At 52.3% G+C, this 23,573-nt stretch carries 23 protein-coding genes; 22 read left to right on the forward strand and 1 reads right to left on the reverse strand.

Annotated features, from left to right (window positions below; all coding sequences use genetic code 11):
* Nucleotides 1-70 precede the first annotated feature (70 nt).
* The 22 genes from glpX to EV294_RS00470 all read left to right on the forward strand — a co-directional run bounded on the left by glpX (nt 71) and on the right by EV294_RS00470 (nt 23,321).
* Nucleotides 71-1,039, forward strand: coding sequence for a class II fructose-bisphosphatase (glpX, locus tag EV294_RS00365; protein WP_132303062.1), 969 nt, complete (start codon nt 71-73; stop codon nt 1,037-1,039).
* 20 nt (nt 1,040-1,059) lie between these two features.
* The gene (ndk, locus tag EV294_RS00370) at nt 1,060-1,467 is read left to right on the forward strand and encodes a nucleoside-diphosphate kinase (protein WP_132303063.1); all 408 of its coding nucleotides are present in this window, start codon (nt 1,060-1,062) and stop codon (nt 1,465-1,467) included.
* Nucleotides 1,464-2,114 (forward strand): fructose-6-phosphate aldolase, encoded by a 651-nt coding sequence (gene fsa, locus EV294_RS00375; RefSeq protein ID WP_132303064.1) that lies wholly within the window; start codon nt 1,464-1,466, stop codon nt 2,112-2,114. The genes ndk and fsa overlap by 4 nt, the downstream gene beginning before the upstream one ends.
* 212 nt (nt 2,115-2,326) lie before the next feature.
* A complete protein-coding gene (locus tag EV294_RS00380; protein ID WP_132303065.1) occupies nt 2,327-3,082 on the forward strand; it encodes a YveK family protein in 756 nt (251 codons plus the stop codon).
* A 102-nt stretch (nt 3,083-3,184) separates the two neighbouring features.
* Nucleotides 3,185-4,072, forward strand: a complete 888-nt coding sequence (gene galU / locus EV294_RS00385) for a UTP--glucose-1-phosphate uridylyltransferase GalU (protein WP_132303066.1) — start codon at nt 3,185-3,187, stop codon at nt 4,070-4,072.
* 12 nt (nt 4,073-4,084) lie between these two features.
* Complete coding sequence (locus EV294_RS00390) at nt 4,085-4,774, forward strand: sugar transferase (protein WP_132303067.1); 690 nt, start codon at nt 4,085-4,087, stop codon at nt 4,772-4,774.
* A gap of 29 nt (nt 4,775-4,803) precedes the next feature.
* A complete protein-coding gene (locus EV294_RS00395) occupies nt 4,804-6,180 on the forward strand; it encodes a sugar phosphate nucleotidyltransferase (protein WP_132303068.1) in 1,377 nt (458 codons plus the stop codon).
* Nucleotides 6,181-6,338: 158 nt separating this feature from the next.
* On the forward strand, nt 6,339-8,549 hold the full coding sequence (locus tag EV294_RS00400; protein WP_132303069.1) for a glycosyl hydrolase family 28-related protein: 2,211 nt from the start codon (nt 6,339-6,341) through the stop codon (nt 8,547-8,549).
* A gap of 149 nt (nt 8,550-8,698) precedes the next feature.
* Nucleotides 8,699-9,463: a YveK family protein gene (locus EV294_RS00405; protein WP_132303070.1), complete on the forward strand. Its 765-nt coding sequence runs from the start codon at nt 8,699-8,701 to the stop codon at nt 9,461-9,463.
* Nucleotides 9,438-10,127 (forward strand): CpsD/CapB family tyrosine-protein kinase, encoded by a 690-nt coding sequence (locus EV294_RS00410; protein ID WP_132303071.1) that lies wholly within the window; start codon nt 9,438-9,440, stop codon nt 10,125-10,127. The genes EV294_RS00405 and EV294_RS00410 overlap by 26 nt, the downstream gene beginning before the upstream one ends.
* 33 nt (nt 10,128-10,160) lie before the next feature.
* Entirely contained in the window at nt 10,161-11,087 is a 927-nt protein-coding gene (locus EV294_RS00415; RefSeq protein ID WP_132303072.1) for a glycosyltransferase family 2 protein, read from the forward strand.
* On the forward strand, nt 11,063-12,490 hold the full coding sequence (locus EV294_RS00420; RefSeq protein WP_165930540.1) for an O-antigen ligase family protein: 1,428 nt from the start codon (nt 11,063-11,065) through the stop codon (nt 12,488-12,490). Before EV294_RS00415 ends, EV294_RS00420 begins: the two co-directional genes overlap by 25 nt.
* Complete coding sequence (locus tag EV294_RS00425; protein ID WP_132303074.1) at nt 12,465-13,616, forward strand: glycosyltransferase family 4 protein; 1,152 nt, start codon at nt 12,465-12,467, stop codon at nt 13,614-13,616. The genes EV294_RS00420 and EV294_RS00425 overlap by 26 nt, the downstream gene beginning before the upstream one ends.
* Nucleotides 13,617-13,674: 58 nt before the next feature.
* Entirely contained in the window at nt 13,675-14,979 is a 1,305-nt protein-coding gene (locus EV294_RS00430) for an oligosaccharide flippase family protein (RefSeq protein ID WP_165930541.1), read from the forward strand.
* 28 nt (nt 14,980-15,007) lie between these two features.
* A complete protein-coding gene (locus EV294_RS00435) occupies nt 15,008-16,198 on the forward strand; it encodes a glycosyltransferase family 4 protein (protein ID WP_132305159.1) in 1,191 nt (396 codons plus the stop codon).
* Complete coding sequence (locus EV294_RS00440; RefSeq protein ID WP_132303076.1) at nt 16,195-17,388, forward strand: glycosyltransferase family 4 protein; 1,194 nt, start codon at nt 16,195-16,197, stop codon at nt 17,386-17,388. Before EV294_RS00435 ends, EV294_RS00440 begins: the two co-directional genes overlap by 4 nt.
* The gene (locus EV294_RS00445; RefSeq protein ID WP_132303077.1) at nt 17,385-18,533 is read left to right on the forward strand and encodes a glycosyltransferase; all 1,149 of its coding nucleotides are present in this window, start codon (nt 17,385-17,387) and stop codon (nt 18,531-18,533) included. Before EV294_RS00440 ends, EV294_RS00445 begins: the two co-directional genes overlap by 4 nt.
* A 103-nt stretch (nt 18,534-18,636) precedes the next feature.
* Entirely contained in the window at nt 18,637-19,548 is a 912-nt protein-coding gene (locus EV294_RS00450) for a phosphoenolpyruvate carboxykinase (ATP) (RefSeq protein ID WP_132303078.1), read from the forward strand.
* Nucleotides 19,545-19,838, forward strand: a complete 294-nt coding sequence (locus EV294_RS00455) for a lasso peptide biosynthesis PqqD family chaperone (protein ID WP_132303079.1) — start codon at nt 19,545-19,547, stop codon at nt 19,836-19,838. Before EV294_RS00450 ends, EV294_RS00455 begins: the two co-directional genes overlap by 4 nt.
* 7 nt (nt 19,839-19,845) lie before the next feature.
* Nucleotides 19,846-20,289 carry a lasso peptide biosynthesis B2 protein gene (locus tag EV294_RS00460; protein WP_132303080.1) on the forward strand — a complete coding sequence of 148 codons (444 nt, stop codon included), beginning with the start codon at nt 19,846-19,848 and terminating at the stop codon, nt 20,287-20,289.
* Nucleotides 20,290-20,313: 24 nt separating this feature from the next.
* Entirely contained in the window at nt 20,314-21,522 is a 1,209-nt protein-coding gene (locus EV294_RS00465) for a nucleotidyltransferase domain-containing protein (RefSeq protein ID WP_132303081.1), read from the forward strand.
* Entirely contained in the window at nt 21,519-23,321 is a 1,803-nt protein-coding gene (locus EV294_RS00470; RefSeq protein WP_132303082.1) for an ABC transporter ATP-binding protein, read from the forward strand. Before EV294_RS00465 ends, EV294_RS00470 begins: the two co-directional genes overlap by 4 nt.
* A gap of 93 nt (nt 23,322-23,414) precedes the next feature.
* Here the strand turns inward: EV294_RS00470 and EV294_RS00475 are convergent, their stop codons facing one another.
* A complete protein-coding gene (locus tag EV294_RS00475) occupies nt 23,415-23,528 on the reverse strand; it encodes a paeninodin family lasso peptide (RefSeq protein ID WP_015842861.1) in 114 nt (37 codons plus the stop codon).
* Nucleotides 23,529-23,573: the final 45 nt, after the last annotated feature.

A 23,573-nucleotide genomic window follows, 5' to 3' on the forward strand; every position in this document is an offset into this window, starting at 1 on the left:
TTTCGCAAAAAAACGCCGCCAACGTATTTATCGCATAAAAATGGCAATACGTATGAGAGGATGCCCAAAAATGTTAGAACGCGAATTGTCTTTAGAGCTGGTTCGAGTCACGGAGCTTGCGGCGCTTGCTGCTTCCCCTTGGATGGGCCGGGGAGACAAGAACGGCGCCGACGGTGCAGCAACCGAAGCGATGCGAAGCATGTTTGATACGGTATCGATCCGTGGTACGGTTGTTATAGGAGAAGGCGAAATGGATGAAGCGCCGATGCTCTACATCGGCGAGCAGGTCGGCAGCATGCTGGGACCCGAGGTGGATGTTGCGGTTGATCCGCTTGAAGGGACGGAGATCGTAGCGCGGGGACTCAATAACGCAATGGCCGTATTGGCCGTAGCCGGCAAAGGCCAGCTCCTTCACGCGCCAGACATGTATATGGAGAAGCTTGCGGTTGGACCGGCGCTTGCCGGAAAGCTGTCGCTGAAGGACCCGATCCGCATTACGCTGGAGAAGGCCGCGCTTGCGCTGGATAAGCCAATCACGGATCTGACCGTGATGATTCTGGACCGTGAGCGCCATGCGGAAATGACCCGCGACTTGAGGGAAGCGGGCGTCCGGATCAAGTTTTTATCGGACGGGGACGTCGCGGGAGCGCTTGCGCCGTCTTTTCCGGAAGCGGGCATCGATCTTTACGTCGGCTCGGGCGGTGCGCCGGAAGGCGTGCTTGCGGCGGCCGCTCTCAAAAGCCTGGGCGGGGAAATTCAAGGCAGGCTGATTCCCGAAAGCGAAGAGCAGTACGATCGCTGCGTCTCCATGGGATTGACGGACCCTCGCAAAATATTAACGATCAACGATATGGTTGGAACGGGGGACGTTATTTTCGCGGCAACGGGCGTAACGCCCGGCGAGTTTCTCGGTGGAGTACGCTATATGCCGGATCAGCGCGCGGAGACGCATTCCATGGTGATGCGGGCGCAGACGCGCACCGTGCGGTATGTAAAGTCGCTTCATTATTTACCGAACAAACCTCTATTGCGCAAATAAACTTGAAAGAAGGAATGGAAATGGAACGAACCTTTGTCATGGTGAAGCCCGATGGCGTGAAGCGTGGATTAATCGGCAGCATAATAGCAAGATTCGAGCACAAAGGCTTTAAGCTCATACAGGCGAAATTGATCGAGATCGATACGCCTCTGGCGGAGCGCCATTACAGCGAGCACGCGGAGAAGCCTTTCTTTGGCGAACTCGTCGAGTTCATTACTTCAGGTCCTTCTTTCGCCATGGTCTGGGAAGGCCCCGGTGCCGTTAAAAACGCGCGTACTTTAATCGGCCGCACGAATCCCACGGATGCGGATGCCGGTACGATTCGCGGCGATTATGCATTAAGCGTGGAGAGCAATATTGTTCACGGCTCCGATTCCGTCGAGAGCGCGGAACGCGAAATCGAAATGTTTTTTGGCGGACAGCTATGAAGTTTTTCCTGGATACGGCTAACGTAGAGGAAATTAAAAGAATTGCAAGGCTTGGCCTCGTTGACGGGGTAACGACGAACCCGTCCCTCATTGCGAAGGCAGGCCGTGATTTCAAGGAGGTCATCCAGGAAATTGCAGGCTTCGTCCATGGTCCGATCAGTGCGGAAGTAATCGGAACGACGTCCGAAGAGATGCTGATGGAGGCTTTCGATATCGCGGATTGGGCGCCAAATATCGTCATTAAGCTCCCCATGACCGAGGACGGTCTGTACGCAACGCGAGCCTTGTCGGAAAAAGGCATTAAGACCAATGTGACGCTGATCTTTACGGCCGCGCAAGGCCTGATGGCTGCCAAAGCAGGAGCAACCTACGTCAGTCCTTTTGTCGGGCGCCTGGATGATATTGGTACGGATGGCATGGGACTTATTAGGGATCTTCGGACGATCCTTCACAACTACGGGATGCATGCGGAGATCATCGCGGCAAGCATCCGCCATATCGGGCATGTCGAGCAGGCTGCGCTGGCCGGAGCCCATATTGCGACGATCCCCGGCACTCTCCTGCCGTCTCTATGGAAGCATCCGCTTACGGATGCCGGCATCGCGAAATTCCTAAGCGATTGGGACGGCAGGAAGCCGAACGCATAGACTAGAAACGCACCAAAACCCCTATTCAAACGGTAACCGTTTGCATGGGGGTTTTCTTTGTGCCGAAAGGTTTCACTGCAACGATATGTCGCAAAATTATGAAAATCGATGAAAAAACTATTGACATGATACGATTTGTATCTTAAAGTAAGGTATACAAATGTTGATACGAATTGTATCTAAAGTCCTACAAGGCTGCAGGAGGGAAGCGAGTGGAACTTAAGCAGTATGCGCAGATCCTATTGAAGAAATGGTGGCTGATTGCCGCCATCGTTATGGTTGCCGTCGTGGCAACAGGCGTTAAAAGCTACTTTTTCACAACCCCGATCTATCAAGCCAAGGCTACTCTTATCGTCAATCAATCTCCCCAGCAAGCCGGCGTGGAAACATTGAATCTTGGTCTGCTGCAATCCAATGTCATGCTTATTAATTCCTATAAAAAAATTGTAGAATCGGCCTACATCATGGAAAAGGTCGTCGAGAAAAATCCGAATCTTGCCATTACCGCTGATCAATTGTCGAAGAAGGTAAAGGTGGAATCGGCCGATGAATCGCAGGTGATGGACATCATCTATACCGGTGCCTCGTACAAACAGGCTGCGCAAATCGTAAACACGGTATCGGAAATATTCAAGGATCAAATCCCTCATATCATGCAGGTCGACAATGTGACCATTCTCGATAAAGCTGATGACAAGGATATTCCTAGCCCGATCAATAACAGTCCGATTCTCAATATGCTGATCAGCTTTATCGTCTCTTGCATGCTGGCGGTCGGTATCATCTTTCTGCTCGATTATCTTGACGATACGATCAAGAACGAAGCGGAGATGCTGCAAACTCTGGATCTGCCGGTTCTTGCCCTGATCAACAAGATCAACAAGCAGGACATGGGGCTTAAGAACAAACCGAACGTCAAGATGAAGAAAGAGCTTAACGAACCTACATACGCGACGCTGAACCAATAAGGAATAATCGAAATAACGGATTCGGTTTGGCAGCCCTAGACCATAAGTCAGGGCTTGTATTTTATAGAGAAACGATATCGGATAGGTGAGGGTGAGAGTGTAATGAATAAGGTGAAAAAGGCTATTATTCCTGCTGCCGGACTCGGAACCCGGTTCCTTCCGGCAACGAAAGCGATGCCGAAAGAAATGCTGCCCATCGTCGATAAACCTACGATCCAGTACATTGTGGAAGAAGCGATTGCATCTGGCATTGAAGACATCATTATCGTAACGGGCAAAGGAAAAAGAGCGATCGAGGACCATTTCGACCATGCCTTCGAGCTGGAGCATAATTTGTTCAGCAAAGGCAAGTTCGATCTGCTGGACGAGGTTCGGCGTTCCTCTAACGTGGATATTCATTATATCCGCCAAAAAGAGGCGCGCGGGCTTGGCCACGCGGTATGGTGCGCACGCAATTTTATCGGGGATGAACCTTTTGCCGTGCTGCTTGGGGATGATATTGTGCAGTCCCAAGTGCCTTGCGTGAAGCAGCTGATCGAGCAGTACGAACGGACGGAGCGCTCCGTCATAGGGGTTCAGACCGTCCAGGAGGACCAGACGCACCGGTATGGCATTGTGGACCCGATCGAAAGCTTTGACCGGCTGTATCAGGTAAAGCGTTTTGTCGAGAAGCCGGCCAAGGGACAGGCGCCTTCCAATCTTGCGATTATGGGGCGGTATATTCTGACCCCTGAAATATTCGACTGCCTGAAAGACCAGGAGGAGGGCGCCGGGGGAGAGATCCAGCTGACCGACGCGATCCAGAAGTTGAATGAATCGCAAGGCGTTTACGCGTATGATTTCGAGGGAACCCGCTATGACGTGGGCGAGAAGCTAGGCTTTATTACAACCACGATCGATTTCGCGCTCAGAAATGAAGAACTCCGTATTCCCCTGCTCGCTGCCATGGAAGAAATGATGCTGCGGGAGCAGTCCAATAAGATTAATTAGAGGTGAATGTTGATGGCTCCGACTCCTCAGCAAAATGATCTCGAAGCAGTTTTTGATGCAGCGACCATATATACCGCCTACGAGCGTCGGCCTCTTCGTATCTATATCATGGTCAAGCGCGGCTTTGACCTCATTGCCGCCAGCTTGGGTTTAATTCTGCTTTCCCCGTTATTCCTTCTTGTTGCCCTATTAATTAAGCTCGAAAGTCCAAAAGGCTCGGTTTTTTTCTATCAAACACGGGTTGGCCGCAATGAGCAGACATTCAGAATGTTCAAATTCCGTTCCATGGTAGCTAATGCCGAGGAGATGCTGGAGACGCTGCTAAGCCAGAATGAGATTGAAGGCGCCATGTTCAAGATGAAGGAAGATCCCCGCATTACAAAGGTAGGCAAATTCATCCGGAAAACAAGCATTGACGAGCTTCCTCAGCTGTGGAACGTCATCCGCGGGGACATGTCGCTGGTAGGTCCGCGTCCAGCCCTGCCGCGCGAAGTAAACGAGTATACAAGCTACGATAAGCTCCGCCTCAAGGTATTGCCCGGCTGTACGGGCTTATGGCAGGTGAGCGGGCGCAACGAGCTCAGCTTTAAGGAAATGGTCGAGCTTGACCTGAAATATATTGAGGAGCGTGGATTCCTGCTTGATCTGAAGCTGATGCTGCTTACGGTAAGGGTCATGTTCGGCTCCAAGAACGCTTACTAGAGACATCGGCGAAACGGAGGGGGTTCGGAATGAAGCTTGTCCTGTTATCGGGCGGATCCGGAAAAAGGCTCTGGCCGCTTTCCAATGATGCGCGCTCCAAGCAGTTCCTGAAGGTGCTCGAGGATGAACGGCATCAGCTCGTGTCGATGGTGCAGCGGGTATGGGGTCAAATTACGGAGCGGGGTCTAGGGGAAAGCAGCTATATAGCTACCGGCAAATCCCAGATGGAAATGATGCACAATCAGATCGGACGCCATGTGCCGCTTATTATCGAGCCGGAACGAAGGGATACCTTTGCAGCGATTGCTTTAACGGCAGCATACCTCTACTCCGAGCAAGAAGTCGGACTAGACGAAGTGATTGCAATTCTGCCGGTTGATCCCTATGTAGAGGGTCGTTTCTTTGACGAGGTCAAGCAGCTGGAGGCTGTTCTGAATGAATCCGGGGCTAACCTCGCCTTGATCGGCGTCAAACCAACCTATCCTTCCTCGAAATACGGTTATATCGTGCCCTCTGCCTCTGACAGGCAGAGGGAGGCCGGTTACCGCCAGGTGAACCGGTTCGAAGAAAAGCCGGATGAAGAACGCGCGGCGCGGCTAATCGAGGAGTACGATGCGCTCTGGAATTGCGGCGTATTTGCTTTTAAGCTTGGCTTCCTGATCGGACTGCTGGAGCAAAGGGGGCTGCCTCTTCATTATAAGGAGCTGGTGCGGCAGTATCATACCCTGCCAAAGGTCAGCTTTGACTATGAGGTGGTTGAGCGGACAGAACGGATCGTCGTTACTCCGTATGAAGGGTACTGGAAGGATCTTGGCACCTGGAATACGTTAACGGAAGAGATGGGGAACAAGCTGATCGGCAAAGGGATGATTAGCGAGGATAGCGTAAACACTCATCTGATTAATGAAATCGATATACCGGTCTCCATTCTTGGCTTGTCCAACGTGGTGGTGGCGGTCAGCCCGGACGGCATTCTCGTGGCGGACAAAAGCGCCAGCCCAAGAGTGAAGGACTTCATTAATTATAATCAGGGGCCGATGTTCGAGGAGCGAAGCTGGGGCTGGGCAAGAATTTTGGATGACCAGCGCTATGACGACGGCCGCCTGGTGGTCACGAAACGGGTAGGGATCCTGCAGGGGCGCAACATCAGCTACCAGCTGCATATAAACCGGGAAGAAGTATGGACCATCGTGAAGGGCGAAGGCGAATTCATTCAGAACGGCAATTACATGCGGGTGAAGGCGGGTAACGTGCTTCATATTCCGATGAAGACGCTGCATAGCATCCGCGCCGTATCCGAGCTCGAGATTATCATTGTGCAATCCGGCAACGGAGATGAGGACAGCCGGATTGTCGAGCTGTACAATACCTGGGAAGAAGTCGAAGAGCATTGTACGAATATGTAAGAAGCACGCGGGCCAGCGGGCTAAGCGCATTCTACTCCTTTAGGAGGAGAATGCGCTTTTCTATTAGATAAATCTAATCTATCTGGAAGGGCTGATTGCGGTTGCAGCTGCTAGATTGGCTGCATATATGGAAGGAGGAGAAGAAAGGAGGAGGATGTATGGCGACAGGCAAAACTAGCAACATGGGCATGAACAGCTGGGGAACTTCCGAAACGGTCAAACCATCCGAATTAAACGCAAACTTTGCTGCACTCGACAACGAGCTTGGTGCGAGAGGATTAGACATTCGTTGGAAGGGGGCTGATGCCAGCGGCGCTGCCGGCAGCTACAACGCTCTCCTCGCGGCAGTCAACGACACGGCAGCAACAGGGATCTTTGTCCCGCCCGGCGTATATCTGATAGAAAAGAGCATTGCGATACCTGCGAACAAACGGCTGGAGTTCGCCCGCGGCGCCCGGCTGAAGCCGGCAAAAGGAATTACGATAACTGTAAACGGAACCATTGCGGCAAGTCTTTACGATTGGATCTTCGATATTTCCGCCGGAGGAGTCATCGCGGGTACGCCAAAGGTAGGCGATATTTATCCGACATGGTTTGGTGCGGCGGGCGACGGGGTTACGGACGACACCGCGGCCTTTCAAGCCGCAATGGCACTCTGCAACAAGAAGTTCCGGATCTTTATCCCGGTGGGCAAATACCGGATTCGGCAGACGATTACGAATAACTCCCGCGGGATGTACGGAGCGGCGACCTTTTTGGACGACGGCCAATCCGGCTCGCTTCTGCTCTGGGATCCGATTGATACGAAGACCGACCTGCTTCCGTGTATCCGTATCGAGAACGCGGGAATCGACGCGAATTTCGAAGACTTCGGCATCTATGGCCAGGTGGCGTACAATACCGCAAATCTCGCGACTTGGGTAAACAAAAGCCTGTACGACCAAAGCCAATATACGATGTTTGCAGCAGGAACGGCAGCGATCGAGGTTGCGGGCGGAGCAAGACCGATTCTCCGCTGCGTGGCAACCCGTCAGGTAAAGGTAGGTCTGCTGCTCAACAGCACGGACGGCCATGTGACATCCTATGACTGCTCCTGGAATGGACTTATCGGCATGTATTGCATGCGCAACAGCGAGGATTATTTCATTCAAGGCGGCATGGTGTCCGGCGCGTTTTGCGGTTTGATGATTGGCGTCAAGGAGCATGCGGGGCATTATGGCGGCATGGCGGTTACGCTGCAGCGCGTTCACATGGGTTATTCGCCGTATGGCATTTATCAGGTGATCGATGCCGCTTCCGTACCTGATGTCGTTAACGGAATTTACGGCACTTTAGAATCGGTCCGGTTCGAATATGTCGGCGAAGCGGCGATAAAGCTGCTGCCAGCCTCTTTGTCGGCGGGACTATCGATCTCAGGCTTCGGAATGTCCTGGTCAACCCTCAATTCGTCGGCTACGGAGTTTGCTCTGCCGGATGCTTTGAAAGCGCGCAATACGAAGCAAAGCTTTGCCGTTTATTTCGGTACCGTCGCCAACTGCGATTTCAAGGATATCGAAGGAACGGTAATGCTGTCGGGTGCGCCCGGGCAACTGGGTACGGCATATATCGAATATTTGGGCGACGATGTCATTCTGTCGGGCCTGCAGCCGGACTATTGCGTTATTGCGGAAAGGTATATCGATACGTCGCTTCAATATTCGACTCCGCTGCTTGTCGGGCAATCGATCCGCGCCAAGGCCAACAATCCGCTTGGCCATGGCAACCTCATTCAGAATCCGGAGCTGCTGAAGAGCTGGACGGCAACGGGTGCCGCGTTATCCATGGTGACTAACCTGGCCACGCTTCCCGTCCCTTTTTCCGCCGAAATGAAAACCTACGTGGATAAAAGCATGACGGCGGTCCTGAAAATAAGTCCAAACGGCAACAGTCCGTATGTCGCGATTCCGTTTAACCCGGTCCCGCTCTCCGTTGATACGAATCGTTACATTGCCTTCGAATACTTTATCCTCTCCCCGCAAGCGCGCTGCCGAAGCCGGTTGGAATTCGGCAGCTCGATGACGCTGTATGATTTCACCTTCGACGTGACGGTGAACCAATGGACGAAGATCACCTGCAATGAGCAATATGCGCCTAACGCCAATGCCTACTCGGCATCGTTCTTCGACCTTTCTCCTAGCGCGCCGACTTATATCGCTGCCGTAATGGTTTCTTACGATTACAACGCAGCCTATTCTCCTTACGGTCATGCTTATTCGAAGGCCGCCATTGAGAGCGGAGACGCCTTTATTCTGACTGACAAAACGACGGGGGCAAGAGGCCGTATCGAGCTTGTAAACGGAAAACTGCAAGTGACGATGCTGCCTGGATAAGCGTCTGAATGATCTTGGAAATGACGAAGCCAGCTATTCCGCATAAGCCGGGATAACTGGCTTTTCATGTAGAATAAGCTTGACATGCTACTAATTGTATCATAAAGTTATATACATAATGTATCAAGAAGCCTTGGCGGAGGTGCAAAGTGGAGATTAAACAATACATGAGAATTGTGCTGAAAAAGTGGTGGCTTATCCTTATACTCGTTCTGCTTGCCAGTGTGATTTCGGGGGTAAAAAGCTCCTTTTATACGACGCCGATCTATGAAGCCACGGCTAAATTGATCGTCAATCAATCCTCGGGCACGTATCAGCAAGGATATCCCGACGTTGGGCTGCTTCAGAGCAACCTGATGCTGATGGACTCCTACAAAGAGATTATCAGCTCCGCTGCCATACTCGATAAAGTAGTGGAGAAAAACCCTAACCTCACAGACTCCTCATACGAGATGTCCAAAATTCTTCAAGTTTACTCTTACGAGAACTCCCAGGTGCTTAACCTGACTTATCAGGCCACTTCTTATGAAAGCGCGGCGGAGACCGTAAACGCGATCTCGCTGGTGTTCAAGGAAGAAATCCCGAAAATTATGAATGTCGACAACATCACGATTCTAAACGAAGCGAAAGTAAATGATATCCGGCCTCATAATCCGGTTAATATCAACCTTGTAACCAGTATTCTCGTAGCTTTTGTGCTGTCGCTGCTTGCTTCCGTGGCGCTGGTCCTTATTCTTCATTTCTTGGACGACACCTTGAAGAACGAAGAGGAATTGAAAGAGGTGCTCGGCATTCCGCTTCTTGCGGCAATGGGCAAGATGAAGAAGGAAGATATGCGCGGACGGCGCGGAGAGCAAGTTTTAATTCGCAAGGAAGCGGGTGGTGACAATGTCTATGCGTCGATCAACCAGTGACAGCCGGTTAGTTGTCCTGCTAAATCCAAGCTCGCCGGTAGCGGAAGCTTACCGGACGCTTAGAACCAATATTCAATACTCCTCGGTAGATGCGCCGATCCAACTGTTGATGGCCGCCTCGGCCCAATCGGGTGAAGGCAAGTCCACCGTGATTTCGAATCTGGCGGTTGCTTACGCTTTGGAAGGAAAGCGGGTGCTGCTTATTGACACCGACCTTCGCAAGCCAACGATCCACCGAATCTTTGCGCAGACGAACAGGCAGGGCCTTACCAATCTGCTGACCGCGGAAAGCTCCCTGCAAGAAGTTATCAAGGATGGCGGAATCGATAATCTCGATATCATCACGTCCGGACCTACGCCTCCCAATCCGGCGGAGCTGCTGGGATCCCACCGGATGAAGCTCATTCTTGAAGAGCTCAAGGAGCGATACGATCTGATTCTGTTTGATACCCCGCCCGTCCTGCCCGTAACGGACAGTCTCATTATGAGCTCTTATTGCGACGGCGTACTGCTGGTTATTCATGCCGGAAAAGTGAAGAAGGCTTATGTCCGCAAGGCAAAGGAAAAGCTGGATTTTGTACAGTCCCGCATTATTGGAGCGGTATTTAACCAGATGAAACGGCAAGACATCGCTTTCGTGAAATATTACGGAACCTCGAAGTAACAAATTTTCGCAGGAAGGATAAGTGAATGGCCCATGAGGATCAGTGTCGTCATCCCGTCCTATAAGCGCGTAAGCAGCTTGAAGAATGGCCTGGAAGGACTGTTCAATCAGCAGAGGCTGCCGGATGAAATCATTGTTGTCGCGAGAGATTCGGATCAGGAAACGATCGATTTCCTGTCCGGACATCCTTCGGAGCTGCTGAGGCAGGCCATTGTGAGTAAGCCGGGAGCGGTAGCGGCTTTGAACGAGGGCTTCGGGCAAGCGACCGGCGACATCATAGTCATGACGGACGACGATACGGTTGCTTATCCGGACTGGCTGGAACGAATCGAAAAGCATTACAGCATGGATCCCCGGCTTGGGGCTCTTGGGGGAAAGGACTGGGTCTATCATTCCGGCAAGCTGGAATACGGCCGGTCCGAGGATGTCGGAAAGCTGTATTGGTTTGGGAGAATGTCCGGCAACCATCATATTGGAATCGGAAAGGCCAGAGAGGTCGATATTTTGAAAGGGGCCAATATGAGCTTCCGCAAGGAGGCGATTCGTTCGATCGCATTTGACGACCGGCTCAAAGGCAGCGGCGCCCAGGTTCATTTGGAGATCGGCATATGCCTGCGCGTGAAACAGGGAGGCTGGCGCGTCCTTTACGATCCAAGCGTATGCGTCAACCATTATCCGGCGGAACGATTCGATGAGGACAAGCGGAACACCTTTAACGAAACCGCATGCATCAATATGGCACATAATGAAACCTACATCATCCTGAAGCATTCCGGCGCATTCCGAAGAGCCGTCTATCTTCTATACAGCATGCTCGTCGGCAGCAGCCCTTCTCCCGGGTTGTTACAAATGATTCGAATGGTTCCGCGCGAAGGCATTTCCGCCTTTCGGAAGTTGCGCACGACATACACGGGCAGATGGGATGGTTGGAAAACGTGGAAAATGTGGTCAAACTCTTAGATATCACCCGGGTCATCCTGCTCAAGGGCATCAGCATAATCGCCGTATTGCTTATGGTGCTGATCATTGGTTACTTAGCCGCCATGCACGATTATTTCGCGGGACTGTGGCAGCTTTCGATCGTTATGGCCCTCACGTTGATCGGATGGTTCCTCCAACAGGTAAAACCCGTCCTATACCTGCCCTATCTGCTTGCGGTATGGGCGATCTATCCCGAACTGAGGCGTCTGCTCGATTGGAGCTTTGGAGCTTACAGTGAGACACCGATTTTATCTACTGCCCCCTTGTTTGTAAGCCTCGTTATGCTGATCCCGATTGTCAATAACTTCAGGAAGCTGTCGAAAACGGTACTCCGGATCGAAATGATCGCCCTCTCCGTTCTTCTTTACGGATTTTTGATCGGCATCATTCAATACGGCGGAATCGCAGCCAGCTTCGACCTAATCAACTATGCCACTCCGCTCCTCATTATTGCTTACGTTAATGTCAGCCCGTTCCAAAGCCACACCAGGGACTGGCTGCTTAAAGGCTTTGCTTATATAGCCGTTCTCGTGGCCGTGTACGGCATCTATCAATATTTTCTTATTCCGCCCTGGGATAAGTTCTGGATGATACATTCGGAGATGCTGTCGATCGGAAAGCCGGAGCCGCTAAAGGTAAGGGTGTTTTCGACGCTTAACTCTCCGGGCCCTGCGGGCGTGTTTTTCGGATTTGCCCTAGCGGTTATGACCATGAACAAAAAATGGCGGGCATTAGGCCTAATCGGTATGGTTATCGTCGCTTTCGGGTTTCTGCTCACGCTTGTCCGAAGCAGCTGGATCGCGCTTGCGGCGATGATTCTGGTCTATTTCCTGCAAGCCAAGTCCGCCCATAAATTCAAGCTGATCACAATTCTCGTCGTGCTGTTCCTATGCTATCAATTTATACTTCCGGGATTGCCAGGGGCGGAGACGATTACGAATCGGTTCGATACCTTTGGCAATCTGAATGAGGATGTCTCCTATAACGACCGTCTTGCATTCTCGACATTCATTCTGGATTCGATATCGGTTAACCCGATGGGCAACGGCCTGGGCAGCACGGGCCTTAGCGCGAAGCTGAACGAAAATGCGATGCAGGTGTTTGATAACGGCTTTCTCAACATCTTTTATACCTTCGGTTTGCCGGGAGGGCTGGCATTTCTCGGTTTCCTGATCTATCTTACCGTTCTGGCTCTAAAAAGAGAGAAGCAGTCCAGCCAATATTACCATCTCGCCTTTGCTTCGATGGCAGGCGCCGCAGTATTGCTTATGAGCAACAATTTCCTGCCGGGCAGCGGCGGGGCGTGCTTATGGTTTCTCGTATCTATGATTTTCTTGAGGGGGGAGAAGGAGAATCATGAAAATCTGCTTCGTCACCCATAAGGTGAGAAAAGGCGATGGACAAGGCCGGGTCAATTACGAGGTTATACTCGAAGCTCTGAGACAGGGACACGAGGTAATGATCATCTCTTCCGAGCTGTCGGAGGACCTCGCGCGGCATCCTCAGGTGGAATGGAGAAGGGTGTCCGCAGGCCGGGTGCCAACCGAGCTGCTTCGCAACCAGCTGTTCGCCATCCGTACGACCTTCGAGCTGTTAGCAAGAAAGAGGCAGCTCGATCTCATCGTCGTAAATGGCTTTGTAACTTACGCGAGATCGGATATCAATTGCATTCATTTCGTTCACAGCGCCTGGCTGGCGTCGCGTTATCATCCTTTCCGGGAACGCAAAAGCCTATCCTCCTTGTATCAATGGGTTTATACAGGCTTGAACCGCTATCTGGAGCAGCATGCGATGAAGCGGACCTCCGTTGTTGTTGCCGTGTCGGAGCGGATCAGGCAGGAGCTGATCCGGGATGCGGGTATTGGCGGGGAGCGGATTGCGGTTATATGGAACGGCGTTGACCTGCAGGAATTTTATCCGGAGCGGGCAACGCGCGCAGAGCTTCAGCTTGAAGACGATAAGCTTTATGCCCTGTTTGCCGGAGACATCAAGTCATCGCGCAAAAACCTGGATACCGTCTTGAAAGCTCTTAGCAATATTCAGGATGTTCACCTGTTGGTTGTTGGCGGTACTGAGGGAAGCCCGTATCCGAAAATGGCTGCCGAACTCGGAATAGGGAGCAGGGTGCGGTTCTTGGGCTACAGGACCAATATGGCCGATTGGATGTCGGTTTCGGATATGTTTGTTTATCCTTCCCGTTACGAGCCCTTTGCGCTTGTCCTGCTGGAAGCGTTGGCGGCGGGCACTCCGGTTATAGCAAGCCGGATATGCGGGGCAGCCGATTTGTTTGCCGATGAATTCGCCGTTGGAATCGATGACCCGGATGATACGGAAGCCTTGACGGAAGCGATTCGGAACCTGGCGGCAGACCGGGAGCGATTGAGGCGGATGGGCATCGATGCGAGGAATGCGGCTCTTCAGCATTCCTGGTCGGGGATGGCCGCGCAATACGTAAGCTTGATGGAGCAAGCAGCCGTCCGCAAGTCCGTGCCTCTCGTAGAATCGTGAAAGGAATCCGCACATGGCCCTATTAAATGTACTTAAACGGAAAGATAGCTTCGGCTATATGGCGCAAATTTTTGCTTCCAATGTGTTTATTCTCGTGCTGAATATGCTGACGGGTATTATAGTTGCCAGATACCTGGGACCGGAAGGACGCGGAGAGCAGGCTGCCATGATCATGTGGCCGCAGCTGTTGTCTTACATTGTGACGCTTGGACTCCCTTCCTCGATCGTGTACTACATGAAGCAAAAACGCAGCAAGCAGGGCTCCTTGTACGTCGCTTCCTTGTGGATGTGCTTCACGCTCGGCATCTTCTCGATGATAGGCGGACTATTTTTTCTTCCCGAATGGATGAAGGGTTATTCCCCGGGAAAAGTTGAGTTTGCCTGCTGGGCGTTAATTCTGATTCCGTTCAGCCTTCTTGGCGTGATTAACAATGCCGCTCTGCAGGCGAGAGAGGAATACCGTCTGTACAATAGGATCCGTTATCTGCCTAATATCATTACGCTTGTCCTGCTCGGTGTAATGGTTGTCTCCGGACACGTCAATTCCTTTTATTCTTCGGCTGCTTATCTAGCTCCTACGCTGCCGATAACGCTGTGGACCATGATCAGGCTGCTCCGCATTTATTCGATTAAGCAGAAGGATATTATCGGCTCTTCCAAACAGCTTGTTCAATACGGTATCCGCTCTTACGGTACGGACCTGGCAGGCACGTTATCGTTTTATATCGACCAGGTGCTTGTCGTAGGCCTGCTGTCCCCGGCTAGTCTGGGGATTTACCTGGTAGCGCTCAGTCTCGCGAAAATGCTGGACGTTATCCAATCCTCGGTCGTATCCGTCTTGTTCCCGCAGGCGTCGGGACTCGAGCGGGAGGAAGCGATCCGGCTGACGCTTAAAGTGTACCGAATCAGTACGGTGATTACGCTGGTTTTCGTTGCCTCGGTTATTCTTCTTGCCCCTTATGCCTTGCTCATCCTGTATGGCCGCTCCTACGAGGGGGCAATTCCGGTGTTTCGGGTGCTTGTCCTGAGCACGGCCGTCGCAAGCGCGACGTGGACGCTTGCACAGGGCTATATGGCAACGGATAAGCCTGGAAGGGCGACGCTTTTGAAGGTATTGTCCCTATTTATGAACGCTTTGTTTATTAATATCTTTACTCCTCATTTAGGCATTATCGGAGCAGCGTACTCCTTGCTGCTATCCGCATTCGTCAACTTCCTGCTTATCTTGTTCCTGTATTCCTACGAGATGAAGCTGAAGTGGTCCTCTTTCTTCTATGACAAGGAAGACTGGATATGGATGAAGGAGATGCTGAGGAACAGGGGCAGGAGACCGAAGGAAAGCAGCGAGGCGATTAGCGGATAAATAAGGATGACAGGAAAGAGTGATAACAATGAAAGTGCTGACGACCGGATTAGGATGGAACGAACTGCAGCCCGGAGGGCTAAACCGTTATTTCGTTGATTATAACCGGGCTCTCCGGGAGCACGGTCATGCGGAGCTTGGACTGGTAGTCGCGGATCCGGGCATGAAGCTGGAGACGAGCCTGAACGTGGCCAACACGGTTGATTACGGGCAAGGAAGTCTTCTGGCCCGGATCCGATCCGTGCGCAAGTTTACGCTAGAGGCGCTGGAGTCCTTCCGTCCCGATGTGTTTAATCCTCATTTCGCCCTTTACGCATCGATGATATCCCGGCAGGCGCTGCCGGAGCATATTCCGATCGTAACTCATTTTCACGGACCGTGGGCGATGGAATCCAAGATCGAGGAAGGCGGACGCTCCCCCTTGTTCCGGGAAGCCCGCTATTTGTTGAAGAAGCAGGTCGAGCAGGTCACTTACCGGCGTTCGGACAGCTTTATCGTGCTCAGCGAATATTTCCGCGATATCTTAACGGACCATTACGGCGTAGACCGCCGGAAAATACATATTATCCCCGGCGCCGTGGAGCACGATCGGTTCAAGCCGCATTCGGACCGGGACGGGCTGAGGACTAGGCTTGGAATCCGGACGGATCAGAGACTTTTATTCTGTGCGCGCAGAATCGTAAAGCGTATGGGAATAGACCGTCTGATCGAGGCAATGAGAATGGTCGCAGACCATTATCCGGAAGCGCTGCTGTTTATCGCGGGAGACGGTCCGATGCGAAGCGAATACGAGAGACGGATCGATATTCTTGGTTTGTCCGGCCAAGTGAAGATGCTTGGCAGAGTATCCAACGAAGAGCTTGTCGAGTGGTACCAGGCCGCGGATTACAGCATTGTCCCAACGATTACGCTTGAAGGCTTTGGGCTTGTCACGATCGAATCATTGGCATGCGGAACGCCGGTATTCGGAACGCCTTACGGCGGAACCAAAGAGATACTAAGCCGGTTCACCCCGGAACTTCTCTTCGAGGAAGGAACATCGGAAGCCATCGGCCGCAAGCTGATCGACGCGTTGGGAGGAAAGATCGCATTGCCGACGCGGGAAGCGTGCCGGGAGCATGTGCTTGGGCGTTATACCTGGGGCAGCGTAACCTCAGCGGTGACGGATGTGTTCAAGGAGGCGCAGGAGAAACGGAGAAGGGAGGCCGTACATAGATGAGAATCGCCTATTATAACCATACCAGCTCCGTTAGCGGGGCGGAGATTAATCTGCTTGTGACTGCCGCGCATTACAAGCGGGCAGAGGTAACGATTATGGCTCCGGAAGGGGATTTGCTCGAGCGTGCGCGCGAGGCGGGGCTTCTCGTTGTTGCTTTGCCGAGCTATAACGCCAGATTATCCCGCAACCCGTTAAGGCTCGCAGCCGGGATTCTCGGCATGATTAGGGCCGGGAAGCAATTATCGGACGCGGTCATGGCGGGCGGGGCGGAGGTTATCCATGCCAATTCGCTTCGTGCAGGCATGATGGCTTCCCTTTTCTACTGGCGTCACCGTATTCCGGTTGTCTGGCATCTCCACGATAATCCTCCGAAAGGACTTGTCGGCAAGTTAATCCGGATGTACGCCGCGAAAGCAGCTCAAGCGTTTATCGCGATTTCCGAGCCTGTCATGAAGGGATTCGGAAGCTCTTCCGGGACCGTTCATCTGATTCATAACGGAGCCGTACTCAGCCCTTTCTCCGAGCTGGAGAAAAAGCGTTACCGGATTGACCTCCGGCGGCAACTGGATACGCCCGCAGGCGGCAGGGTTATGGTTATAATCGGACAAATTGCGCCGTGGAAGCGGCAGGAGGACGCGATTCGGGCATTGCATTCCTTAATCCAGCAGGGAGAGGAGAATTATTTATGGATAGTCGGCGAGCCGAAGTTCCGCGAGGAAAACCTTCATTATCTTAAGGAGCTGCAGCGTCTGGCCGACGAATTGAACGTTACCCGTCATATCCGTTTTACCGGCTTCCGAAATGACGTGGATCAGCTCTGCTGCGCCGCGGACCTTCTGCTCCTATGCTCCGAGAATGAACCGTTTGGGAGGGTCATTATTGAAGCCATGGCGCAAGGAACGCCGGTCATTGCGACGAGCGGCGGCGGAGTCGGGGAAATCATCGAGCATGGAAAGAGCGGCTTATTGTACGAGACCGGCAATATCCCTCAGCTAGTGGATCATATCCGGTCGTTGCAAAGCAATGACAGGCTGCGCAAGCAGATTAGCGTAAACTGCGTTGAACGGGTCGGCGGATATTTTTCCATTGAGCAGGCGGCTGCCAAGACAGAGCACGTATACGCGCAGCTGGTAAGGGAGAGTGCGGAGAGAAATAATAGGCTTGAGCAAACCAAGGGGGTGGCAAAATGAATTACCGGATTGCCATTGTACACGACTATTTGAATCAAATGGGCGGGGCGGAGCGGGTTGTTGGCGTCATGCACAAGCTGTTTCCGGACGCTCCGATTTATACGACAATCGTAGATCGCGAGAAGCTGCTTCCCGAGCTGCGCGCGGCGGACATCCGCGCAACCTGGATGCAGCGCATCCCGAATATTTTACGGGACTACAAGCTGTACTTCTGGCTGTTTCCGTTTGCGGTCAGGTCTATCGATCTCAAGGGATACGATATCATAGTGAGCTCCAGCAGCGCTTATGCGAAAGGCATACGGAAGCCGGGCAACGCCGTACATTTATGCTACTGCCACTCCCCTATGCGGTTTGCCTGGAACTTTGACGGGTATATCGAGAACGTTAATATATCGAAGACGCGCCGAACGATTGCCAAGTGGCTTACTTATCCGCTCCGGCTGTGGGATAAAGCGAATTCGAAGGAGGTGGATCGGCTGATCGCCAATTCAAGCGTGGTAAAAGGACGAATTTCGAAGTTCTACGGTCTTGATTCCACCGTCATCTATCCTCCGGTAGAGATCGACCGATTCTCCGTTAGCGAGGACGGGCCTGACGATTATTTCCTTATTGTATCCAGGCTTGTCTCGTACAAAAAGATCGATATCGCCGTTGAAGCCTGTACGCGTCTTGGACTCAAACTTCTTATTGTCGGAGACGGGGATGACCGGAAGCGGCTCGAGGGACTAGCGGGACCAAACGTGCAGTTTCTTGGAAGACGGAGCGACGAAGAAGTAACCAGCTATATGCGGCATTGCCGGGCTTTGTTGTTTCCGGGGCTGGAAGATTTCGGGATTACCCCTCTGGAAGCGAATGCATGCGGAAGGCCGGTGATCGCTTTCCAGGCCGGCGGCGCGCTTGATACGATCAAGGCCGGCGTAAACGGCATGTTTTTCAAGGAACAAACGACGGAATCATTGATGGGAGCCTTGCGTGAGTTTGAGACTAGAGAGTGGGATCCCGGTATAATCCGGAAGCATGCGGAGTCCTTTAACGAGCGTTACTTTATTGAACGGCTGTTATCCAGCCTGCAAAGCGCCATTGACCCTTTGGGCAGCAGTCTTAAGCATTACGGCGTGGAAGCCGGCGCGCACGCAAGTTCTTAGCCTCCCCTATTTTGCTACATTTTGTTGATTTGTCAGGTCTATATTGATACAATTAGTATCAAAGAGAGAGCAGGTGAGATCCAATATGGAGCATAACATACGAATGTATACAGCCTACGGTTTACGGCTCGCAAGCGAAATCGAACTGCCTGAACTGCTTGCGGGAGCACATGACGGATCCGAGCCCGATGCTTGGATTGCCTATGCCGACCTAAGCGAATATGTTGCGAATTGGGAACCCGATAGACGCAATTGGGCCGATGGCGAGCAGGTTCTGATCTACGTGCCCGGCGTAGCCTATTACCGCGTGTTGGATAACCTCATTCAGGTGATGCCTCTGCAAGACGCGGATCCGAGACAATTCCGACTTTATATCGTTGGGGCATGCTGCAGCGTGCTGCTCGTCCGCAGGGGAATTGTGCCGATGCATGCCGGAGGCGTCGTGATCGACGGCAAGGCTTACGCCATTCTTGGCGACTGCGGGGCGGGAAAGTCTACGCTGGGAGCCGCTTTTATGGAAGCGGGCTACAAGCTGCTAAGCGACGACATTGTTGCGATAGCGATGAACGGGAAGACAAACGAACTGACGGCTTATCCCGGATATCCGCAACAGAAGCTTTGGCGTCAAAGCCTGGAATATTTCCGGCGGGATGCCTCGGACTACCGATCCATCCTGCAAGATTACGATAAATTTGCAGTCCCCGTTACGGACTTGTTCCACAAGGAGCCGGTACCGCTGGCCGGCATATTCGAACTGGAGAAAGCGGATGTCCCGCAGGTTCGAATTCAACCGTTAACGCCGTTGCAGCGGGTGCAGCTGTTCCGCTATCATTCCTTTCTTGACCGCGTGTTAAAGGAAATGAAGCTGGAGCAATGGCTGTTTACCTTCGGAACCAAGGTGGCGCTGGCCATTCCGTTCTATCAACTAAAAAGACCGTCTGCCGGCTATACGGCACCGGAGCTGGTCAATCAAATTCTGCATACCGTGAGAGAAAGGGAGATGATTTCATTATGAGTTCATCCAGTGTGCTCATTCATGAACGCATCGTTCAGGCGGAAGGTTTTCTTGTAAGCGATATGGGCGGCGAAAAAGTGATGATGAGTATCCAAAGCGGCAAATATTTCAATCTCGGACGTTCGGGCGGAGAGATATGGGAGCTGCTTGCCGCACCTACAACGCTGGATGAAATCGTAAACCGGCTTTGCCGGGAATACGAGATTGAGAGAGAGGCCTGCATGAATCAAGTTGCTTCTTTCCTGAAGCAGCTGGCGGAGCAAGGCCTTATTGTCAACGCGGGGGCGTAACAACCTTATGGGACGGCTGCGAAAATTTATGGCTGCCGACAGAGCGTTTAAGCTGCTGCTGCTGGAGGCCTATGTGAATCTCGGAAGGGCCCGCATTATGAAGGCGATTCCTTTTGCAAGAACGGCTCCGAGGCTTGGCGTTGCGATGAAAGAAACCTCCTATTCGGATTCGGGGGAAGAGACGGAGCTCATCCAGAACATTGCCCGGGCCGTACGGATTATGAGCCGCTATACCTTGTGGGAGAGCAAATGTCTCGTCATGGCGATTGCCTGCATGAACATGCTGGAGAAGCGCCGGATCGAGAGCACGTTGTATCTAGGAACAATGAAAAACAATGAAGGAACCATGAGCGCTCATGCCTGGCTTCGGACGGGGCCGCATGTCGTGACCGGTGCGGAAATTATGGATCGTTACACCGTCGTTGGCATTTTTGGCAAAATGCTGGGGTGATAAATAGGCAAAGGGAGAATCGAGATGAGCCAACCCTGGGTTCTAGATATTAGCTCTTTTTCTAACGAACTGCGTTTCTTGCTGCGATTGCTGCGCAGTGACAATAAATTGGAAGCGGAAGAGGCTGCACAGCTCGCCCATGAACTGGATTGGCCGTTGTTCCTCCGGTTTGCCGTTTATCACGAGACCTATCCGGTCCTTTATCCTTTGCTTGTTCAACTGAATGCCAATCGGCAGTGGACGCCGGATTTAGTCATGAGCAGACTGCGGTCCCTTTATACGCGCAATACGATGATGATGCTGCAGCTGCGCGGGGAGATGGAACGCGTTAACGGACTGCTGGAAGAACGGGGGGTAAGGTCTTTATTTCTGAAAGGTCCCGTTCTTGCGGCCATGCTGTACGGCGATGTCTCCGGTCGTACCTCCGGCGACCTTGACATTCTGGTAGCCAAGCAGGATTGGGACGCCAGCGTGCAGCAGCTGCTCTCAGCCGGTTACGTGCTTGCGGAGCAGTATGACGAGGAAGAGGTATTAAACAATACAGAGCGAAAAACGCATCATGTTTCCTACATCCACCGGGAGAAAAATATCGAAGTGGAGCTGCATTGGAGCCTCAATCCCGATACCGTGACTGAGCCATCCTTCGAAGAGCTGTGGTCACGCCGGCAGGCGAGCTCCCTGCACAGATCGGTATTTACGCTGGGCAATGAAGACTTGCTGGTGTATCTGATTTTGCATGGAACGCGGCATGGGTGGTCATCCCTGAAATGGCTGCTTGATATCGACCGGATGATGGTCCAATTCCTGAATTGGAACAGAACGAACATGTTGTTCGACGAGAGCGGAAACCGAGTGCTCGGCGGAGAGGCGTTCTTGCTGGCTACGCAGCTTCTTGGAACCCTGCTTCCGGAGGAGGCTCATGCACTGACTTTCGAGCCAAAGGCAATGAGGCTTGCCCGAATGGTGCTACCTTTCATCCGGGAGGAGTTGATCTTGTATCCCAAACCCGAGCGCAAGGACATTGCGGTGCTGTTCAACCGTTATTTGCTGGCAACGATGAATCCGCGGCAAAGGCTGCTTTATCTGACCAACAAGCTGTATCCAAGCTCGAAGGATAGAAGCGTCCTGCCTTTGCCCCGGTCGCTGCACTTTTTGTACTTTCCCCTTCGTCCGTTCCTATGGTTCTGGCGGCAAGTGAAGCGGCAGGCGCCTAAAGAGGAGGCCTCCTCGTGAAAGAGATACTCCTTTTGGTTCAAAAGCTTCGCTCCTCCTCCGGCAGCAAGCTGTATCTCCATCTGGTGCTCATGCTGCTTGTCAGCTGCCTTGAGGGAATCGGCATCTTCCTAATCATTCCGCTGCTCAGCCTAATTGGCGCGTTTGATATGGATGTTGGCGCGATTCCCTTTATTTCGGCCGCGATGGATAAGCTGCAGCAGTCCCGCATTCCGCTTAATTTGCCAATCATTCTTCTGCTGTACGTAGCGCTTGTCGGAGGGCAGGCGCTGCTTCAGCGGAATCAAACCATTTTAGGCATACAAATCGAACAGCGTTATATTAAAAAGTTAAGAATCGAGACGCACGAATCTTTATTGAAAGCCAAGTGGGAATTTTTCATGAAACGCCGGAATTCCGACTTCAATCAGGTTCTGTCCACCGAGCTTAACCGGGTAAGCAGCGGCATTAACATGCTGCTGTCGTTAGTCTCGGCTGCTGCCTTCACCCTGATCCAGGTTGGCTTTGCCATGTGGCTGTCCCCTACGCTTACTTCGATTATTATTGCAAGCGGGTTGCTGCTGTCACTTATTTCCCGGAAGTTTGTGCGGAAATCCGCCAAGCTTGGGAAGGAATCCACCGCGCTGTTTCGCAGCTATTTTGCCGGTCTGAGCGATCATTTCAACGGGATCAAGGATTTGAAGAGCAACCTGCTTGAGTTTTCGCATATCCGAAAGTTTACGGAGCTGTGCGGAAAGATTGAAGCGAACTACGTAAGAGCCTACCGGGTGTATGCCAATTCCCAGTTTCTATACCGGGCTTCCTCCGTTGTTCTGATAGCCGTATTTGCTTATGCTTCGATCAAGCTTATGAAGGTCGCGCCGGAGCAGCTTCTGCTGGTTGTCCTGATTTTTACCCGTTTGTGGCCGAGGTTTATTACGATCCAGTCTTCGCTGGAGCGGATGATGTCGCAGCTTCCCGCCATGCAGGTGCTAACCGATCTGCAGAAGGAGAGCCGGGAAGCACGGGAGTCGATCCTGCTGAAGGAAGACGGGCTGACCGAGTCCCTACGGATAAAAGACGGCATTACTTGCGACAATGTAAGCTATCGCTACGATAAGTCGTCTCCGCGTCTTGCCTTGCGCAATATTAACGTTTCGATACCAGTCAATCAAATGACTGCGATCGTCGGGAAATCCGGAGCGGGCAAAAGCACTTTCGTGGATATGCTCATGGGATTAATCGAGCCGGAAGAGGGAGAAGTGCTCGTGGACGGCAAGCCGCTAACCGAAGAAAGGCTATTGGCATACCGGCAATCGATCGGATACGTCGCGCAGGAGCCTTTCCTGTTCCATGGCACATTGCGCGAAAATCTGCAGCTTGTTGTTCCGGATGCCACCGAAGAGCAGATGTGGGAGTCGCTCCGATTCTCGTCTTCCGATGAGTTCGTCAGGAGGCTTCCGGACGGGCTTGATACGATTATCGGGGATCGCGGAGTTCGGTTATCCGGCGGAGAAAGGCAGCGGATCGTGCTGGCAAGGGCGGTCTTAAGGAAGCCTTCCGTCTTGGTTCTGGACGAGGCGACCAGCGCGCTCGACAGCGAAAACGAGGTTCGGATCAAGGAAGCGCTGGATAGGCTGAGGGGGAAGATGACCATTATTGTTATTGCGCACCGGATGTCTACCATCCGGCATGCCGATAAGGTCATCGTGCTGGATAACGGTGAAATCGTGCAGCAAGGCGGTTATATGCAGCTGTCACAGGAGACGAGAGGAACCTTCAGAAAGCTGTTAAGCTATCAGACCGGAGCCAACGCATAGGCGTTGGCTTTTTTTTGCAGGGGAGCGTCGAACGCAAAAAACCCGTTTCCATCTCGCCGGAAACGGGCTTCTCGTTATAGGAGGTGAAGAGAATTATTGTCTGTGGCTGCCGTGGAATGTTGTAACAGAGTTAACCTCTACATCACCATCGAAAGTCATTTTAACGTCAAGCACTTCCAAAGTTGGCGCTTCCCACACTTTTTTCATACTGTCACCTCCTCTCGCATGTTGAAGTATCTCCTTATGTATACG

Origin of the sequence: Paenibacillus sp. BK033 (genome assembly GCF_004345425.1) — a bacterium.
GTDB lineage: Bacteria > Bacillota > Bacilli > Paenibacillales > Paenibacillaceae > Pristimantibacillus.